Source organism: Inhella gelatinilytica, assembly GCF_016093295.1.
Classification (GTDB): Bacteria; Pseudomonadota; Gammaproteobacteria; order Burkholderiales; family Burkholderiaceae_C; genus Inhella; species Inhella gelatinilytica.
Genome location: NZ_JAEDAL010000003.1, coordinates 235,617 through 253,373, shown reverse-complemented (window position 1 = coordinate 253,373; position 17,757 = coordinate 235,617). Strand labels below are relative to the sequence as shown.

General features: G+C 65.7%; 19 protein-coding genes. 7 read left to right on the top strand and 12 right to left on the bottom strand.

Features of this window, described 5'->3' with window-relative positions; translation table 11 throughout:
- Positions 1 to 5: 5 nt before the first annotated feature.
- The 4 genes from I7X43_RS09100 (at position 6) to I7X43_RS09085 (ending at position 2,638) form a co-directional block, all read left to right on the top strand.
- A complete protein-coding gene (locus I7X43_RS09100) occupies positions 6 to 812 on the top strand; it encodes a thymidylate synthase (protein WP_310737546.1) in 807 nt (268 codons plus the stop codon).
- The gene (locus I7X43_RS09095) at positions 809 to 1,300 is read left to right on the top strand and encodes a dihydrofolate reductase (RefSeq protein WP_198100618.1); all 492 of its coding nucleotides are present in this window, start codon (positions 809 to 811) and stop codon (positions 1,298 to 1,300) included. Before I7X43_RS09100 ends, I7X43_RS09095 begins: the two co-directional genes overlap by 4 nt.
- Before the next feature lie 82 nt (positions 1,301 to 1,382).
- Positions 1,383 to 1,943: a superoxide dismutase family protein gene (locus I7X43_RS09090; protein ID WP_198100617.1), complete on the top strand. Its 561-nt coding sequence runs from the start codon at positions 1,383 to 1,385 to the stop codon at positions 1,941 to 1,943.
- 107 nt (positions 1,944 to 2,050) lie between these two features.
- Positions 2,051 to 2,638, top strand: a complete 588-nt coding sequence (locus tag I7X43_RS09085; protein ID WP_198100616.1) for a DUF4337 domain-containing protein — start codon at positions 2,051 to 2,053, stop codon at positions 2,636 to 2,638.
- Positions 2,639 to 2,651: 13 nt separating this feature from the next.
- Here the strand turns inward: I7X43_RS09085 and I7X43_RS09080 are convergent, their stop codons facing one another.
- Positions 2,652 to 3,866: a 6-phosphofructokinase gene (locus tag I7X43_RS09080; RefSeq protein WP_198100615.1), complete on the bottom strand. Its 1,215-nt coding sequence runs from the start codon at positions 3,864 to 3,866 to the stop codon at positions 2,652 to 2,654.
- 82 nt (positions 3,867 to 3,948) lie between these two features.
- On the opposite strand from I7X43_RS09080, the gene xth reads away from it, so the two are divergent.
- A complete protein-coding gene (xth, locus tag I7X43_RS09075) occupies positions 3,949 to 4,716 on the top strand; it encodes an exodeoxyribonuclease III (RefSeq protein WP_198100614.1) in 768 nt (255 codons plus the stop codon).
- 1 nt (position 4,717) lies between these two features.
- Entirely contained in the window at positions 4,718 to 5,281 is a 564-nt protein-coding gene (locus I7X43_RS09070) for a PaaI family thioesterase (protein ID WP_198100613.1), read from the top strand.
- On the opposite strand, the gene I7X43_RS09065 is transcribed toward I7X43_RS09070, so the two are convergent.
- The 4 genes from I7X43_RS09065 to I7X43_RS09050 all read right to left on the bottom strand — a co-directional run bounded on the left by I7X43_RS09065 (position 5,271) and on the right by I7X43_RS09050 (position 9,773).
- The gene (locus I7X43_RS09065) at positions 5,271 to 6,551 is read right to left on the bottom strand and encodes an NAD(P)/FAD-dependent oxidoreductase (RefSeq protein ID WP_198100612.1); all 1,281 of its coding nucleotides are present in this window, start codon (positions 6,549 to 6,551) and stop codon (positions 5,271 to 5,273) included. The genes I7X43_RS09070 and I7X43_RS09065 overlap by 11 nt on opposite strands.
- A 19-nt stretch (positions 6,552 to 6,570) precedes the next feature.
- The gene (gene eda / locus I7X43_RS09060; RefSeq protein WP_198100611.1) at positions 6,571 to 7,197 is read right to left on the bottom strand and encodes a bifunctional 4-hydroxy-2-oxoglutarate aldolase/2-dehydro-3-deoxy-phosphogluconate aldolase; all 627 of its coding nucleotides are present in this window, start codon (positions 7,195 to 7,197) and stop codon (positions 6,571 to 6,573) included.
- A gap of 81 nt (positions 7,198 to 7,278) precedes the next feature.
- A complete protein-coding gene (gene edd / locus I7X43_RS09055; RefSeq protein ID WP_198100610.1) occupies positions 7,279 to 9,084 on the bottom strand; it encodes a phosphogluconate dehydratase in 1,806 nt (601 codons plus the stop codon).
- A gap of 62 nt (positions 9,085 to 9,146) precedes the next feature.
- The gene (locus tag I7X43_RS09050; protein WP_198100609.1) at positions 9,147 to 9,773 is read right to left on the bottom strand and encodes a nucleotidyltransferase family protein; all 627 of its coding nucleotides are present in this window, start codon (positions 9,771 to 9,773) and stop codon (positions 9,147 to 9,149) included.
- A gap of 95 nt (positions 9,774 to 9,868) precedes the next feature.
- Here I7X43_RS09050 and pdxH point away from each other — a divergent pair, with 95 nt between their 5' ends.
- Positions 9,869 to 10,507 (top strand): pyridoxamine 5'-phosphate oxidase, encoded by a 639-nt coding sequence (gene pdxH / locus I7X43_RS09045; protein WP_198100608.1) that lies wholly within the window; start codon positions 9,869 to 9,871, stop codon positions 10,505 to 10,507.
- Here pdxH and I7X43_RS09040 read toward each other — a convergent pair whose 3' ends face one another.
- The 7 genes from I7X43_RS09040 to I7X43_RS09010 all read right to left on the bottom strand — a co-directional run bounded on the left by I7X43_RS09040 (position 10,508) and on the right by I7X43_RS09010 (position 17,673).
- Positions 10,508 to 12,421 (bottom strand): TonB-dependent receptor, encoded by a 1,914-nt coding sequence (locus I7X43_RS09040; protein WP_198100607.1) that lies wholly within the window; start codon positions 12,419 to 12,421, stop codon positions 10,508 to 10,510. It lies immediately after the preceding gene.
- Between the two features lie 183 nt (positions 12,422 to 12,604).
- Positions 12,605 to 12,934 carry a hypothetical protein gene (locus I7X43_RS09035; protein WP_198100606.1) on the bottom strand — a complete coding sequence of 110 codons (330 nt, stop codon included), beginning with the start codon at positions 12,932 to 12,934 and terminating at the stop codon, positions 12,605 to 12,607.
- Positions 12,931 to 13,428 (bottom strand): DUF3299 domain-containing protein, encoded by a 498-nt coding sequence (locus I7X43_RS09030; protein WP_198100605.1) that lies wholly within the window; start codon positions 13,426 to 13,428, stop codon positions 12,931 to 12,933. Before I7X43_RS09030 ends, I7X43_RS09035 begins: the two co-directional genes overlap by 4 nt.
- A gap of 20 nt (positions 13,429 to 13,448) precedes the next feature.
- Positions 13,449 to 14,675, bottom strand: a complete 1,227-nt coding sequence (locus tag I7X43_RS09025) for an ABC transporter permease (RefSeq protein WP_198100604.1) — start codon at positions 14,673 to 14,675, stop codon at positions 13,449 to 13,451.
- Complete coding sequence (locus tag I7X43_RS09020) at positions 14,672 to 15,346, bottom strand: ABC transporter ATP-binding protein (RefSeq protein WP_246480315.1); 675 nt, start codon at positions 15,344 to 15,346, stop codon at positions 14,672 to 14,674. The genes I7X43_RS09025 and I7X43_RS09020 overlap by 4 nt, the downstream gene beginning before the upstream one ends.
- Positions 15,339 to 15,869 carry a peptide-methionine (S)-S-oxide reductase MsrA gene (gene msrA / locus I7X43_RS09015; protein ID WP_246480287.1) on the bottom strand — a complete coding sequence of 177 codons (531 nt, stop codon included), beginning with the start codon at positions 15,867 to 15,869 and terminating at the stop codon, positions 15,339 to 15,341. Before msrA ends, I7X43_RS09020 begins: the two co-directional genes overlap by 8 nt.
- Positions 15,870 to 16,098: 229 nt before the next feature.
- On the bottom strand, positions 16,099 to 17,673 hold the full coding sequence (locus I7X43_RS09010) for a UbiD family decarboxylase (protein ID WP_198100601.1): 1,575 nt from the start codon (positions 17,671 to 17,673) through the stop codon (positions 16,099 to 16,101).
- Between the last annotated feature and the right edge of the window lie 84 nt (positions 17,674 to 17,757).

Genomic DNA, 17,757 nt, shown 5'->3' with positions numbered 1-17,757 from the left:
TTGCCATGCACCCCATCCGCTCCACCTTCGAAGACTTCATGCGCCACGTCCACACCACGGGCGCCCTGAAGACCGACCGCACGGGCACCGGCACCCGCTCGGTCTTTGGCTACCAAATGCGCTTCCCCTTGAGCGAGGGCTTTCCGCTAGTGACCACCAAGAAGGTGCACTGGAAGAGCATCGTTCTGGAACTGCTCTGGTTCCTGCGCGGCGACAGCAACGTGAAGTGGCTGCAGGAGCGCGGCTGCAGCATTTGGGACGAGTGGGCGCGCGAGGACGGCGAGCTCGGCCCCGTCTACGGCGTGCAGTGGCGCAACTGGCCCACGCCCGAGGGCGGCCACATCGACCAAATCAGCGACATCCTGCGCCAAATCCAAAGCAACCCCGACAGCCGCCGCCTAGTGGTGAGCGCCTGGAACGTCGCCGACCTGCCCAAGATGGCCCTCATGCCCTGCCATGCGCTGTTCCAGTTCTACGTGGCGGACGGCAAGCTCAGTTGCCAGCTCTACCAGCGCAGCGCCGACATCTTTTTGGGCGTGCCCTTCAACATCGCCAGCTACGCCTTGCTGACCCACATGGTGGCCCAGCAGTGCAACCTGGACGTGGGCGACTTCATCTGGACCGGCGGCGATTGCCACCTCTACAGCAACCACACCGAGCAGGTTGAAACCCAGCTCGCGCGCGCGCCCTACCCCTTCCCCACGCTCCGCATCCAGCGCAAGCCGGCCAGCCTTTTTGAGTACGAATTCGACGACTTCGAGTTGGTGGACTACCAGCACCACCCTCTCATCAAGGCGCCTGTCGCGGTATGACCACGCTCGTGCTCATCGCGGCACAAGGCCGCAACCGCGAACTCGGAGCCGACAACCAGTTGCTTTGGCACCTGCCCGAGGACATGGCGCACTTCAAGCAGCTCACGCTGGGCAAGCCGGTTCTCATGGGCCGCAAGACCTGGGAATCCCTGCCCCCACGGTTTCGCCCCCTGCCCGGCCGCCGCAACCTCGTGCTCACACGGGGCACCGCCATCGCAGGCGCGGAAACCGTGGCCACGCTGGACGAAGCCCTGGCGCGCTGTGCCGGCGAGCCCGAGCTGTGGGTGATTGGCGGCGCCCAGGTCTATGCCCAAGCCCTGGATCGGGCGCAGCGCATCGAGTTGACCGAGGTCGCGGCGGACTACCCACAGGCGGACTGCTTCTTCCCGGCCTTGCCTGAGAACTGGCAAACGGTTGCTGCACCTTGGCAGACCGCGGCGAGCGGTCTTCGCTATCGCTTCCTGACCGCCAGCCGCCCCCTCCCCTGATTGCAGGATCCCCCACGAAACCACGGGGGCGCCCCGCCTGAAACGGGAGCAGGATGACGGCCTTCCTTTTCGGAGAGCTGCCATGAACCGCATCCACACCCTCGCCCTGGCCTGCGCCAGCCTGTTGCTCGGCGCCTGTGCCGGCCCCGGCCCCCAAGGCAAACACGCCGGACATGAGGCCCATGGCGGCATGGACCACCAAAAAATGGCCATGGCCACCCTCTCGCCCACCGCCACCAGTGGGGTCAGCGGCATGGTGATGTTCCATGCCCATGACGGCCACCTGATGGCTCACGTCATGCTCAGTGGCCTGGCCCCGGGCTCCACCCACGGTTTCCACGTGCACGAAAAGGGCAATTGCGCCAGCGCCGACTTCACCAGCGCCGGGCCGCACTTCAACCCCACCGGCAAGCCCCATGGCCCGCAGGAGGGCGAGCGGCACGTCGGCGACCTGCCCAACCTCACGGCCGATGCCCAGGGCAAGGTCAACCAAAAGCTGCACCTGCACGGGCTCAGCCTGCGGGGTGGGGCAGGCATCATCGGCCGCGGCCTCATCGTGCATGCGGACGCCGACGATTTCAAAACCCAGCCCACCGGCAACTCGGGGCCGCGTATCGCCTGCGGGGTGATCGCCGGGCATTGAAACCCGCCGCTTCGGCACAATCCGGGGCCAGACGGAACGCGACGGGGCACTGCGGTGCCCCGTTGCTATTCCTGGAACCCTTGAGTGCACATTTCGGAGCAAACCCCATGAGCGGACACGGTTTTCACGTCCACGGCCCCCACGACCACGAACTGGAGCACGCCGCCCACGCCAAAGGCCACGGGGCGGACGGCCTGAAGGGGCAATTGGCCGTCATCACCGCCGTGCTGGCCACCATCGGCGCGCTCTTCAGCTACCAGGGTGGTGCCACCCAGGCCAATGCGGCGCTCTTCAAGAACGACGCCGCCATCAAAAAGACCGAGGCCTCCAACCAGTGGGCCTACTACCAAAGCAAGAGCAGCAAACAAAACCTGGCCGAGCTCGGCGTGAGCCTACTGCCCGAAGGGGAGCGCCGCGATGCTTACCGCAAGGAGATTGAGCGCTACAAGGCCGAGAAGGACGACATCAAGGCCAAGGCCGAGTCGCTGGAAAAGGAATCCGTCGCCTTTGACCGCCAAAGCGCCGAGCAAATGCACCAGCACCACCGCTGGGCGCAGGCCACCACGGCGCTGCAAGTCGCCATCGCACTGGCCGCCATCGCCCTGCTGACCGAGCGCAAGTGGCTGGAATGGGGCACCCTAGCCCTGGGCGGCGTCGGCGTGGTGCTCGGGGGGTTGGCCTGGGGGCACGTTTAAGGCGCGCCAGGGCTCAGCGATTGAGCACCTTCTCCACCGGGTTCGGTCGCAGGCGGAAGGCATCGGGCATGCCGGAGCCCAGCAGCGGGCGCAGGTAGAGGCGGAAGGCGTCGGTGACATCGGTGCCGCTGGCTGTGATGAAAGCGTCTTCCATGGTGCGGGTCTTGCCCGCCACGGCCTCCAGCGGCAGGAGGGCGTAGTCGGCGGCGTAGGTGCCGCTGCGCTGGATGGCGACGGACCCGTCGCGGTTGCCCCAGAGGGCGTACTGCACGGCTTTTTCGCCCACCTCCCGGGCCTCGCGCTGGTCCACGTCGCTGACGCAGCCGACAAAGCTGCGCTGCAGGTAGCCGAAGGTGTCGCCACGCACGCGCTTGATCCCCAGCTTGGCCTTGATTTCTTCGCAGAGCAAATCGGCCAAGGCGCCGGTGCCGCTAAGTTGCACGTTGCCGTGCGCGTCCCGCTCCAAGTCCTTGGCCAGCTTGACCAGCATGGGCGTGCCGGTGGCATCGTGGATGCCCTCGCTGACGGCCACCACGCAGCGCCCGTAACGCTCCATCGTGGCCTTCACATCGAGCAGGAAACGGTCGATCTCAAACACCCGCTCAGGCAGGTAGATCAGGTGCGGGCCGTCGTCGTCGAACTTCTTACCGAGGGCCGAGGCGGCGGTCAAAAAGCCCGCATGCCGGCCCATGACCACGCCGATGTAAACCCCGGGCAGCGCGGCATTGTCCAGGTTGGCGCCGGCGAAGGCTTGGGCGACGAAGCGCGCGGCGCTCGGGAAGCCCGGCGTGTGGTCGTTGAGCACCAGGTCGTTGTCGATGGTCTTGGGGATGTGGATGCAGCGCAGCGGGTAGCCCGCCTTGCGCGCCTCGTCGGCCACGATGCGGATGGTGTCCGAGCTGTCGTTGCCGCCGATGTTGAAGAAGTGCTCAATGCCATGGGCGCGCAGCACCTTGAACATCTCCTGGCAGTAGGCGAGATCAGGCTTGTCCCGCGTGCTGCCCAGCGCGGCGGCAGGCGTGTTGGCCACCAACTCTAGGTTGTGGCTGGTTTCCTGGGTCAGATCGACGAAGTCTTCGCCCACGATGCCCCGCACCCCATGGCGGGCCCCGTACACGCGCTGGATGCCGTGGTGGCGCCGGGCCTCCAGCACCACACCCACCAGGCTTTGGTTGATGACGGCGGTGGGGCCGCCCCCTTGGGCGACGAGGATTTTTCCGGTGGACATGGTGTACCCCTTCCTGGTGCAGTCAACCCATCCTAGCGGGGAGAATGGCGGCCCTGCCCCCCCTGCAAGCACCATGCGAACCATGCAGATCGCCACCTGGAACGTCAACTCGCTGGCCGTGCGCCTTCCCCAACTGCTGGACTGGCTGCAGGCCCACCCCGTGGACGCGCTGGTGCTGCAGGAAACCAAGCTGACGGACGAAAAATTCCCGGCGGCTGAGCTTGAAGCGGCCGGATATCACGCCAGCTTTCACGGTCAAAAAACCTACAACGGCGTCGCCCTGCTCACCCGCAGCGCGCACGAGGGCGTCATCAAGAACATCCCCGGCTTTGCGGACGAGCAAGCCCGCGTCATTGCCGGCACGGTGGGCGGCGTACGCGTGGTGGGCGGCTACTTTCCGAACGGTCAAGCGCCGGGCAGCGAGAAGTTTGCCTACAAGATGGCCTGGCTGGCCGCGCTGGAGGCCTGGCTGCAGCAAGAGCTGGCCGCGCACCCCAAACTGGTGCTGCTGGGTGACTTCAACATCGCGCCCGAAGACCGCGACGTCTACGACCCGGTGGCCTGGGCGGGCCAGATCCACTGCACCGCCGAGGAGCGGGCGCACTTCCAGGCGCTGCAAGGCCTGGGCCTGGTGGACGCCTTCCGCCTCTTCGAGCAGCCGCCCAAGAGCTGGAGCTGGTGGGACTACCGCAACCTGGCCTTTCGCAAGAACCAGGGGCTTCGCATCGACCACATCCTGGTGTCCCAGGCGCTGGAAGGCCAGGTGGCGGCCTGCACCATCGACAAAGCCCCACGCAAGAACGAACGCCCCAGCGACCACGCCCCGGTGGTGCTGACCCTGAAAGACTGAGATGACCGACGTGACTGTGACGACCCAATCCACCCTCGAAACCTGGCTGACCGCCGAAGAAGCCGTGCGCCAGCGGCAGCGCGCGCACGCTCAGCCCACCTTTGGGGAACTGGTCAAGCCCGAAGAGGCCTGGGGGCTCACAGGGCTCGAGATCCTGCAAGGCATGCTGGCGGGCCGCTTCCCCGCCCCACCCATTTCGCACACGCTGGACTTCATCCTCGTCGACGTGGCTGAGGGTCAGGCGGTCTTTCAGGGCGAGCCCCTGTGGCACCACTACAACCCCCTGGGCACGGTGCATGGCGGTTGGTTCGCCACGCTGTTGGATTCCGCCCTGGGGTGTGCCGTGCACAGCACGATGAAAGCCGGAGAAACCTACACGACGCTGGAGTTCAAGCTGAACCTGGTGCGCGCGCTCAAAGACAAAGAGCCGGCCCGCGTTCGAGCCATCGGCCGGGTGCGACACCGCGGCCGCCAAATGGCCACGGCCGAGGCGGACTTGGTGGGACCGGACGGCAAGCTCTACGCCCACGCCAGCACGAGTTGCTTGGTGTTTCCTAAGACCTGAGCCAGTCCCGAAACTCGGCCCAGCTGTACTGCGCCTGGGCCGCCAACAGCCCGGCGGGGCCATAGACCGGGCTCAGGCCATAGCGCTGCCAGACCGCGTCCAGCGGCTGGCGACGACTGATGGCCTCGGCCAGCAATTCACCGGCCGCCGTGGTGGGGGCGACGCCATGGCCGCCAAAACTCTGCGCGTACCAGAGCCCCGGCGCCAACTCGCCGAGCTGCGGCATCTGGTGGCGTGCATAGCTCATCAGCCCGCCCCAGGCGTGGTCGATGCGCACGCCTTCGAGCTGCGGGTAGACCTTGAGCAGGTCCTGACGCAGCAGCTCGGCAATGCGAGCGGGTTCGCGCTCTCGAATGGAAATGCGCCCGCCCCAGAGCAGACGGCCGCTGTCGAGCTTGCGGTAGTAGTCGAAGGCAAAGCGGTTGTCGTAGATGGCGGCGTTGCAGCGCACCGGCTGCAGGGTCTCGCTCAAGGGCTCGGTGCAAACGCAATAGGTGGCGATGGGCAGCCGCGCGCGCGTCAGGCGCGGCTCGACGCCCCGCAGATAGCCGCCGCCCGCCACCACCAGTTGCTGCGCCCGCACCGTGCCACCGCCTTCGATGCGCAGCTCCCAGCCCCCCGCGAGCCGGCGCAGCGCCTGCACCCCGCTGTGCTCGAAGACCTGCCCCCCGTCGCGCACAACCGCCGCAGCCAGGCCACGAGCGTACTTCAGGGGGTGGAAGTGAAAGGCGTCACGCTCCAGCAGGGCCGGGCCGTAGCGCTCGCTGTCCAACCACTGGCGCACCTGGGAGGCATCGACTTCGTCCCATTGCACCCCGAAGTGCTCCCGCAGCAAGCGGGCTTCAGCGCGCAAGGCCGCCAGGCTGCTGGCGGTCTTGAACCAGTCCACCCACAGCGCCCCGCCCTCGACCCGTTCACAGTCGATACCCAGCGTTTCGATGCGGCGGCGGATGGTGCCCACGGCGTCGCGCGTCAAGGCATATAGCGACCGCGCGCGCTCTGGCCCCAGGTCCCGCAGCAAGGGGCTAGGCCCCCGGCTAAAGCCTCCAAAAACAAAGCCGCCGTTGCGGCCGGAGGCCCCGTGGCCGATGGTCTGCTGCTCCAGCAGCAGCACGTTTTTGAAACCCCGCTCTTGCAGGCCCCGGGCGGTCGCGAGTCCGGCAAAGCCGCCGCCAACGATGGCGATGTCGCAATCCCAGGTGACGGGCCCCAAAGAGGGAAAAGCCAGCGACGGGCTGCTTTCTTCGTACCAGGTTTGTCCAGAAATCATCCGGACATGATGCCGCAGCTCAGGCTGCCCGCAGCTGGCTGGCCGCCTGGGCCAAGCGGGTGATGGCGGCCCAATCCCCACGCGCCAACGCGTCTTTGGGGCAGAGCCAGGAGCCCCCGCACACCTTGACGTTGGACAGCGCCAGAAACTGCGGGGCGGTTTCGGGGGTGATGCCCCCCGTGGGGCAGAAAACCACGTCCGGGAAGGGCCCGGCCAGGCCTTTGAGCATGGCCACACCGCCCACTGCGGTGGCGGGGAACAGCTTCAGAAACCGATGGCCGTGGTCATTGGCCTGCATGACTTCGCTGGCTGTGGAGACCCCGGGCAGCAAGGGCAAGCCGATGTCGCGGCAGGCCGCAGAAAGCTCCGGGGTGAAGCCCGGACTGACCGCAAACTGGGCGCCTGCGGCTTTGGCGGCCCGCGCATCGGCGGCCGTGCGCAGCGTGCCAGCGCCCACGATGGCCTCGGGCACGGCCTCGGCCATGGCCCGGATGGCCTCCAGCGCCACGGCGCTTCTGAGCGTCACTTCCAACACCCGCAGCCCGCCGGCCACGAGGGCTTGGGCGAGCGGCACCGCGTGCTCGAGTTGCTCGACGACGATGACGGGAATGATGGGCCCGTATTCGGGCAGCTTCAGCAAATCCATGGCGAATCCTTCACGGCCTTCAGGAGGCCACAGTCCGATGGGAGGCGCCGCAGGCGCATCGGGGGTTTCGGGGGTGAGCGATCAGATCCAAGTGATGGCGCCCTCTTCGGCCGCCGTGACGTTGCGGCGCATGCCGCCAAAGAGTTCACGACCGAGTCCGTGGGCGTTGTCCAGTGCTGCCGCCGGGTCCAGGGTAGCCAGCGGGCGCAGGGCCCATTCGGCCTCCGGCACCAGGGCCTGCAGCGTGCCGGCCACTGCATCCAGGCGAACCAAGTCTCCATCGCACAGTCGGGCCAGCGGCCCGCCCGCCAGGGCTTCAGGGCTGACGTGGATGGCGGCCGGCACCTTGCCGGAGGCGCCGCTCATGCGGCCATCGGTCACCAAGGCCACTTTGAAGCCTTTGCCTTGCAAGACGGCCAGGGGTGGCGTGAGCTTGTGCAACTCGGGCATGCCATTCGCACGGGGGCCCTGGAAACGCACGACCACCACCACGTCCCGGTCAAGTTCGCCAGCCTTGAAAGCCGCCTGCATCGCTTCCTGACTGCTGAAGATGCGCGCTGGGGCTTCGATCACATGGCGATCCTCGGGCACGGCCGAGACCTTGATGACCGAGCGACCCAGGTTGCCCTCCAACAGCTTGAGCCCGCCGCTGGGGCTGAAGGGCTCCGCCACCCCGCGCACAACGGCGGGCTCGGGCGGCTTGGCGGGCAAATCACGCCACACCAGTTGCCCATCTGCCAAGCCAGGCTCGCGGGTGTGGGCCCGCAGGCCCTCGGCCGCCATGGCCGGCACCTCGAACATCAGCCCGGCATCGAGCAATTCTCGAATCACCAAGCTCGGCCCGCCGGCCGCCTGGAACTGATTCACATCGGCGGTACCGTTCGGGTAGACGCGCGCCAGCAGGGGCACGACGCTGCTCAGCTCGGAGAAATCGCTCCAGTCGATCAGGATGCCGGCGGCGCGTGCCACCGCCACCCAGTGGATCAGGTGGTTGGTGCTGCCACCGGTGGCCAGCAGGGCCACCATGGCGTTGAGGATGCAGCGCTCGTCCACCAGCTCCCCAATCGGCTTGTCCATGCCGGCCAGCAAAAGACGCACGGCCTCATCGGTCAAGGCCTGGCGCAGTCCGGAGTGCGGGTGCACGAAGGCGCTGCCGGGCACATGCAGGCCCATGGCCTCGAGCAGCATCTGGTTGGAGTTGGCGGTGCCATAAAAGGTGCAGGTGCCGGCGCCGTGATAGGCCGCGTTCTCGGCTTCGAGCAATTCGGCACGCCCGACTTTGCCTTGCGCATAGAGCTCGCGCACCTTGGCTTTTTCGCTATTGGACAGGCCCGAGGCCATCGGGCCCGCAGGCACGAAGAGCGTGGGCAAGTGCCCGAAATGCAGGGCGCCAATCAGCAGACCCGGGACGATCTTGTCGCACACCCCCAGCATCAAGACGCCGTCGAAGACGTCATGGGTCAAGCCCACGGCAGCGCCCATGGCAATCGTGTCGCGGCTGAACAGGCTGAGTTCCATGCCGGGCGTGCCCTGGGTCACGCCATCGCACATCGCGGGCACGCCCCCGGCCACCTGCACCGTCGCCCCCAGGCGCGCGGCCGCGGCCCGGATCTGCGCGGGGTAGCCCTCGTAAGGCTGATGGGCCGAGAGCATGTCGTTGTAGGCCGTCACCACCGCCAGATGGGGCGCCCGTTCGGCCACGATGCGTAGCTTGTCGTTCGTCGGCAACGCAGCGACGGCATGCGCCACATTGGCGCAGCCCAGGCGGTCGGTCCCCCGCGTCCGACTTCGCAACCGAGCAACGCCCGCCAAATAGGCCTGGCGGCTGGCGGCCGACCGCGCCTGAATACGCTCCACAACGCGCTGCACGGTGGGGTGCATGGGCATGATGTAACCTCGTGTACCAATATTTGGTAACAATATTACATCGCATCGAACCTTCGCGGGAACTAACGCGGCGAGGAAAGCTCCCCAAACCCTGAGATGTCGACCTCAGACACCCTCTGGCGCAGGGCTTCAAGGTCCTCCACTGTGTCGACATCGAAGAGGACACCGGGATCGTTGACCTCCACCGGCACCGCTGAGAACCGGGCAATCAACCGCTTGGGCCCCTCGTTCCCGTGCAGGCTCACCAGTTCGGACACCAGTTCAGCGCCGAATCCCACCGGATAGCCACGTCGCCCACGGTGCTGCGCGACCACCACCGGCGCATGCATCAGCTGCGCACTCAGAGCGCGCAGCGTAGCGGTCCGCACCAGCGGCATGTCCCCGGGCAGCAGGATCCATCCGGGCGCGGTCGCTGTGGCATTCACACCTGCAGCGATGGATTGCCCCAGGCCATCTGCAGTGCCTGGTACGACCACCATGTCACGCGCGGCAACCCAGCGCCGAACCTTGGGCGCCAGTCCCTCACGGCACACCACGACCGTCCGCATGCCAGACGCCAACGCCACACCCACCGTGCACTCCAGCACGGTGCGGTCCCCAATCGTTTGCTCCAACTTATGCCCTGGGCCCGAAAAACGAGCTCCTGGGCCGGCCGCGAGCACGATGACCACGGGCAATCCGGCGTTCACGTCCTTCCCCACTTTTCTGTGCCGTCAAGCATGCGCCGCATCGCCCAAGTGCCCTATGGGGCCTTCCATTAGGTGTTTGCTCGATACTCAAACCCATGAACTGGTTGTCCGACATGCGCCTGAGCTACGAGCGGGGCTCCCTGGATGAGGAGCATGCGGCTCCCGATCCGCTCGATCAATTCCGCCTCTGGTTCGACGAGGCCCTGGCAGCGAAAGTCCAGGAGCCCAATGCCATGACCCTGGCGACCGTGGGCCCTGACGGACGCCCCTCGACGCGCATCGTGCTCATCAAAGAGTTCGACGCGCGGGGGCTGGTCTGGTACACGAACTATGGGAGTCGAAAGGGCACTGAACTGGCGGCGCACCCCTGGGCGGCCTTGCAGTTCCACTGGGTGGCCATGGAACGTGTGGTTCGAATTGAGGGCGTCGTCGACAAGGTTTCTGAGTCCGAAAGCGATGCGTATTACGCCAGCCGCCCGCTGGACTCCCGCCTGGGGGCGTGGGCCAGCCCCCAGTCGCAGGTCATCAGCGGTCGCAGCGTGCTGGTCGCCAATGCGGCCAAGGTCGCAGCCACCCAGGGTTTGCACCCGAAGCGTCCCCCGCATTGGGGGGGCTACCGCTTGAAGCCTGATCGGTGGGAGTTCTGGGCCGGCCGACCCAGCCGCCTACACGACCGCCTGCGCTACCGGATGGAGGCTGACGGGCAGTGGGTGTGCGAGCGGCTGGCGCCCTAGTCAGAGAACAATGCCCAGGCGCAGTTGCACATTGCGTCCCGCGATGGGGGTTCGATCGCGAATGGTCAAAACGTTGACGGCGTTGTAGCCCAGGGCGTCGCCCACGTTTTGCACTTTGACTGCGAGCTGACTCTCTGAACCCAACCAAGTGAAGCGATAGGCCATTTCCAGGTCCGCGGCGGCATAGCCCGGCGTTGGTTCATCCCCAACCGCCACACGGTTCTGGGCTTGAATGCGGCGCCAACTGATCTGGCCGGACCACGGACCCTGTTGGCCCGACAGCCTCAGGCTGAGCCGGCCGGGCGCTAGGCGTGGCAAAGCGGTTCCCGTGTCCGTTTGCTGCCCCACCACGCGGTCTAGCCCCGCCTGGACTTTCCACTGCCAGTCCCAGGCCTTGAACCGGTGTTGCAACTGGGCCTCAAAACCACGCAGACGGGCGGGCACCGCTCGGAACTGCATTTCCGGCAAGGTCGCTTCGTCCACCTCAAGTTCCACACCCGTGGTTTGCAGACTGATGAAGTCGCTGAACCGTTGCTGGAACACATTGACCTGGATTCGGGTCGAGCCGGGCTCCCAAATGAAGGCGAGCTCCTGCCCCCGCGCGCTCTCAAGTCCCAGTCCTCCATCACCCCGCTCCCACGCGGCCGTGGCCAAATGGGGGCCATTGGCGAACAGTTCGGTCGCGCTGGGGGCTCGCTGAGCCAAGGTACCCTGCCACTGCACACGCCATGCGGCCCCGCCCCGCCACACACCCTGTAAAGCGGTGTTGAGGGGTTGGAATTTGCGAGCGGTTTGAGGCCCAAAGCGCCCCTGGGTAGCCGGCGTATCGCCTTCGCTGGCAATCCGAACCCCCTCGGCACGTGCGCCCAGCGACCACTCCCAGGCCGCCCCAGTCCATTGAGCCAGACCGAAGACGGCCCGTTGCCGGGTTTTCGTCGTGGGCACAAAAGCCTCGTCGCCCAGGGCTTCAAAAGTCTGCTGGTCAGTGTGTGCACCCAGGACCGTTTGCCAGGCCCCGACGGGCTTCCACTCCGCCTCGACCCGAGCGTCACCGCCGCGGAGGCGGAACTCGGTCCCCACCGCCCCCTCCTCCAGTTCCGCATGGCGATAGCGTGTGCTAGCCAGTTGCCACCGCAAGGTTTTGATGCCCGCCCAATCGAGTTGCCACTCACCCTCATGGGCCCATCGCTGCCGGGCCATGCCGAGCCGAACGGCCGCCTCAGCCACCGAACCGTACTCGGCATCAAAACGGTCCACGCTGAAACCCGCAAAACCTTCACGACCGACCCAACCGCCACCCAATGCGACAGCCCGTTGCGAACCATCTGAGTTGCGGACCCGATCCAACCATTCCCCGGCCACCTCGTGACGCGCGGCAGCCTGTTCCTCGCTTAAACGGCGGCTGACATCGGCATGCCACGCCCAACCGCTGCGCCCGGGCCCCGGGCCCCAATCCAGCACGGCGGCAGCCTGGCGGTCATTGCCCGCCCCGCCTGAACGCAGTTCAGCCACGGCGCCCCGGCTACCGCCTTTGGGCACTCGCTGGTCCAGGGTGTTCACCACGCCCCCCATGGCATTGCCGCCGTACAGCAACGCAGCGGGGCCACGCACCACTTCGATCGACTCCACCACCAAAGGATCGAGCGCCACCGCATGGTCGGGTGACAAGGCGGATAGATCCATCGCGGCACCACCGTTGCTGAGCACGCGCAATCGGTCCCCATCCAGTCCGCGGAGAACCGGACGAGAGGCCAGGGGGCCGAACGCCGTCAAACTGACGCCCGGCAGTCCATCCAACAACTGGCCGAGGGTTTGGCCGCGGCGACTCGCCAGCTCGTCCGCGCTCAGTCGAGTCACCCAGGCTTCGGCCTGGGCGCTCCGCAGCGGGTTGCCGGTCAGGATGACCGGCTGCAAGCTGGCCTCCGATTGAGGTGGTGTCTGGGATTGGGCGAGCGACGGAAGGATGGCTAGAGCGCAGGCCATCGCGACCCGGGATTTGGAAACGTAATGCATGGCAGGGCGGGGGCCGCGCACTGACAGCCCCAAACAGGAGAAAGGGAAAGGCAGCGGCGACTGGACCGCTGTTCGTTCAGCTTCTCAAGCCTGCGGTGGGCCCCGCGCGCTTCTGCGCCAGGTTGGGGCCGGAATGGGTTCGGAGGCCTGACGCCAACCAACACCGAGCGCTGGAGCGTCAGGCCCCAGGGCTTGAAGCTTGGGCAGCGTTCCTTCCCCGGCCCCGAGGTGATCCAAGGCTTCGCAAGTCAGGTCGCCCACGGTGTGCCCAGCGAAGCTGGCCGCCTCGACTCGGGCCCCGGGGTGCGCCAATCCATGCACCAGCACAAGCTGGCGCACGGCCAAGACAACGACGATCAGCGCCCACGCACCCCAGGCCGGCAGCGGTCGGCGTGAAACGCCCCACAATTTCATGGCACCTGCCGCGCCTCCACGACGCGATAAAAGAGGCCATAGGGATCCTCTTTGAGCACCGCCAAGATGCCCTCTACGGTAACGGCCTCCAGGGAATAGCGCACGGGGGCGGTGGTGCGCACCTCAATCAAGCCCTCCGGCCCCGCGGGCACACAAAAACTGCAGGCGGTGGGCACTCGAGATAGCAGGAAATGGGATTGCCGTTCGCCGGGTTCTAACGGCAGCATGAATCCCTGCACTTTCACCTTTTGCTGATGCAGTGCGGCGATGGCCGGAGAAAACGTGGCCACCACTTTTTTGTTTTCAATCTTCGCGGTCACCGCCGACAGCTGCGCCCAACTCAGGACACCCGCGCGCTCCTCCAAGGGCTTGAAGGGGCTGCGAGGATCGTGCACGCCCGCCCCTTGACCCACGGGCGGATTTCCATCGCCGGCCGGTTGGGCCGCCACCCGCATCCCGGCAAGCAACAAAACGACCAACAAGAGAACACGCATGGGAAGATTGTCCGCTTTCTTCAGTGCCGTGACTGAAGCAAGCTCAGCACGTCGGCCCGCAATACGCGCCAAGCGGGCAGCACCGCCGCCACAAGCGCCAGTCCGACCCCAGCCAGCACCAGACCCAGCTCCGTCACGGAGAAGTACGTCGGGTCCAGCAGGGCCAAGTTCCGCTGCTGCAGCACGGTCGCCAGAATCCCCTGAATTCCGTGCGCCAAGGCCCACCCCAAGCCCAGGCCCAGGCCCGCAAGCCCCAGGGATTGCGCCACCATGACCCCAACCAACCACCGCGGCGTGGCCCCCAACATGCGCAACAACGCCCAATCGGCTTGCCGCTCACGGGCCACCGTGAGCAAAGCGATGAGCACCGACAGCACAGCAGAGGCCAGCAGCGCGAAACCGCCCACTTGCAGGACCTCCCGACCCACCCCCATCACCCGCATCAACCGTGCACTTTCAAGGGCGGGCGAAGCCGCCTGCAAACCGGGTTCAGCCTGCACCGTGCGCGGCACCAACGCTACACCCAGAGGGCTGCGATAACGCACCAAAGCCACCGTTACCTCACGAGGCCGCGCGCTGTCATCGGCGTGATGCTCGGGTTCGATTTCGCCCGCTGACTCGCCGTGATGCTCCTCGTGAACCTGCCAAATGGAGGTCAAGTCCGTCAGCACCAGTTGGTCCATCGCGCACCCACAAGGCCGCAACACGCCCACAACGTGATAGGCGTCCGCATGCTCTGATGCAGTCGCTCCAAGTCCGTGACTGCCCTTGATGACGGCCCCCAAACCCAGCCCCAGTTGACGAGCCACCGTCGCCCCCAGCACAGCCTCCATGGGGCCGGACCAGACGCGGCCTGCAGACAGCTGCGCCTGTTGGAGATTCAGATACGTCGCCTCGGCGCCCACGATGCGCCAGCCCTGGATGCTGTCGCCCATGGAAAGGGGCCAGACGTCTTGTACCAGTGGGTTTTTTCTCAAGCGCTGAACCGTATCCAGCGGAATATTGCCCGTCGGAGCATCGATGTGGAAAAGCCCCGCCAACACGATTTGAAGGGGGCTACCCTTGGCGCCAACCACCAAGTCCACCCCCGCCAAGTCCCGCTGCAAGCGACGCTCGACCTGTTCACCGAGCAGCAGGACCAGCGTGACGGTGGCCCACCCCAGCGCCAAAAGCAAGACGTGTAGGCCCGTCATAACCGGGCGCGTCCACAGCAGACGCCACGCCAATTTCCATCGTTTGAGGCTCATGCGTTCGCCGCCGAATCCACGGGCAACCTGAGGACGTTCATGCCGGGCCAGTGCTTGGCCGCTTGCACCACGCGGGCATCGTGGGTGGCCACCACCACACTCACCCCTTGTTCCTGGACCAACTCATGCACCAGGCCCAGCCACCGTGCGGTGGCGTCATCGTCCAGACTGCTGCTGGGTTCGTCCAGCATCAGCACCGCCGGGCGACGAACCAAAGCCCGCGCCAGGGCCACACGCTGACGTTGTCCGCCACTGACTTGATCCGCTCGACGGCGCAGCAAGCCTTCCAAGCCCAATCGATGGGCCGTCGCTTCGATGCAAGCGCCATCGACCTGGGCATCGACCACCCAAAAGGGCAACGCGAGGTTCTCCCAAACGGTCAACCCGTCCACCAGATGCAGCATCTGGGGCATCAAACCGACATGCTGGGCGCGCCACGCATCCCGCGCGGCGGGCGTCAGGGCAGTCCATTCAGCACCCCGCAATTGAACCCGGCCTTCGGTGGGGGTTTGCAAACCGGACAGCAGGGCTAAAAAACTGCTTTTCCCTGAGCCGGACGCCCCTTGAATAAGGAGGTGCTGGCCCGCCCCAATGGCCCCGGAACCGAACCCGAGGCGAGGGCCCTGGGGGCGATGCCACACCAGGTCTTGCCAGGCCATCAAATCAGGCATCTTCACGGAGCAGACTGCGGAAACGGGCTTGAAACTTCTGTAGTTTGGGCTCGATCACGAAGGTGCAGTAGCCAGCCTCTGAGTTCGCATCAAAGTAGCCCTGGTGAACCGCCTCGGCCGGGGTATAGCCTTGCTCAAAGGCCAATTCCGTCACCACCCGGCCCGCAAGGGCCTGCTGCACCTCATTCAAAACCTGACGGGCGATGGCCTCTTGTGCCGCGCTGTGGACATAGATCCCTGACCGGTACTGGGGCCCCAAATCAGCACCTTGCCCGTTCACTTGGGTTGGGTCATGAATCACGAAAAAGACTTCGAGCAACGAAGCCAAAGAAATGATGTCCGGATCGAAATGCACCCGCACCACCTCGGCATGCCCCGTCAAGCCCGAGCACACTTGCTCATAGGTGGGCGACAACACGTGCCCGTTACTGAAACCGGACTCGACCGCCGTCACCCCGCGCAAGCGACGAAAACAGGCGTCCAGGCACCAAAAACAGCCCCCGCCTAAAGTAATCAGGTCCATGCCTGCCATTGCGCGCCCTTTTTTGCCCACAAAGATCGCAGGATAGCCAGAAAGAGAAACCCCTCCCGACCGAACGGCCGGGAGGGGGGTGGTGGCCAGATGCCACCTCTGGGGCTCGACGGGGGATACCGCCGGGCTCCTGGCGCGCAGAGACTGCGCCTTTGGGGTATGCCTCCTCTGAGGCGGTCCAACATTAGGCGCTGCACCCCGCCGCTTCAAGCTCGAATTCCTAGGACTTTTCCGCTTGACGAGGCGATTGAAACAAGCTTAGGTACAGCAATTCAGCGTCACGCGTCACGCTCTCTGGCATGCGGATCACGCGCCCCCACTCGCGGTCGGTTTCACCCGGCCATTTGTTGGTGGCATCCAGCCCCATCTTTCCGCCCAGGCCGCTGACGGGCGACGCAAAGTCGAGGTAGTCGATGGGCGTGTGGTTCACCTGCACGGTGTCACGCACCGGGTCGACCCGGGTGGTGATGGCCCACATGACATCCGCCCAATCGCGAATGTTCACATCGTCGTCCGTGACCACAATGAACTTTGTGTACATGAACTGGCGCAAATAGCTCCACAACCCCAGCATCACGCGCTTGGCATGGCCTGCATAGGCCTTGCGGATGGAGATCAGGGCCATCCGGTAGCTGCAGCCTTCCGGTGGCAGATAGAAGTCAACGATTTCCGGGAACTGCTTTTGCAGCAGGGGCACGAACACCTCATTCAGAGCCATGCCCAAGACGGCCGGTTCGTCAGGCGGCTTGCCCGTGTACGTCGAGTGATAGAAAGCCCCTCGGCGCTGCGTTAGGCGTTGCACCTCGAAGACTGGGAACCAGTCCCGCTCGTTGTAATACCCCGTGTGGTCGCCAAACGGCCCCTCCAGGGCATGCAGGTAGCCATCCATTTCTTTTAACGGAATGCCCATCTCACTCATTCCTTGCCACCCGCGTTCCGCGGGCGGGATGTGCCCCTCCAGCACCATTTCGGCGGTTGCTGGGACTTGTAGCGCCAAGCCGCCCTCGCCCACTTGAGCCTGAGCGACTTCGGTTCGGGCCCCGCGCAGCAAGCCCGCAAACTGGTATTCGGAGAGCGAATCGGGCACGGGCGTCACCGCGCCCAAGGTGGTTGCCGGGTCAGCGCCCAGCGCCACTGCGATTGGAAACGCCTGCCCCGGATGGGCCAACCGGAACGCGCGGAAGTCCAGTGCGCCACCCCGGTGAGCCAGCCACCGCATGATCAATTGGCGCGGTCCAATCAGTTGCTGGCGGTAAATCCCGAGGTTTTGACGCAAGCGCGGGTTCGGTACGTTTTGCGGCCCTCGCGTGATGACCAAACCCCAGGTGAGGAGCGGGCCGGCGTCATCAGGCCAACAGCGCTGAATCGGCAATCTGCGCAGGTCCAGCTCCGCTCCCTCGATCACCTCCTCTTGACACACGGGGCGACTCACCACCGCCGGTCGCATTTGCCAAACCGTGCGCGCCATCTCCCACAGTTGACCGGCGTCCCGCAAGCCCTTGGGCGGTTCGGGCTCTTTCAAACGGGCCAGCACTTCCCCGATTTGGCGCAAGGCTCGGGGGTCATCCGCTCCCATGCCGAGCGCCACCCGTCGCACCGTACCAAACAGATTGGTCAGCACCGGCCGATCCCCCTGACTGGGATGTGAAAACCACAAAGCCGGCCCCCCCGCACGGAGCACACGATCGCTCAACGCCGTCATGCCCAAGTCCGGGGATACCGGCGCATCAACTCGCCGCAAGTCGCCCTGTTTTTCCAGAAGTTCCAGGAATCCCCGCAAATCCGAATAGTTCATTTTTGAATAGAACGCCGCGTCTATATGTTTGACCAGTTATTTGGCTACCCCGACAATGCACGTCTTTCGACTCTGGAGTGACCA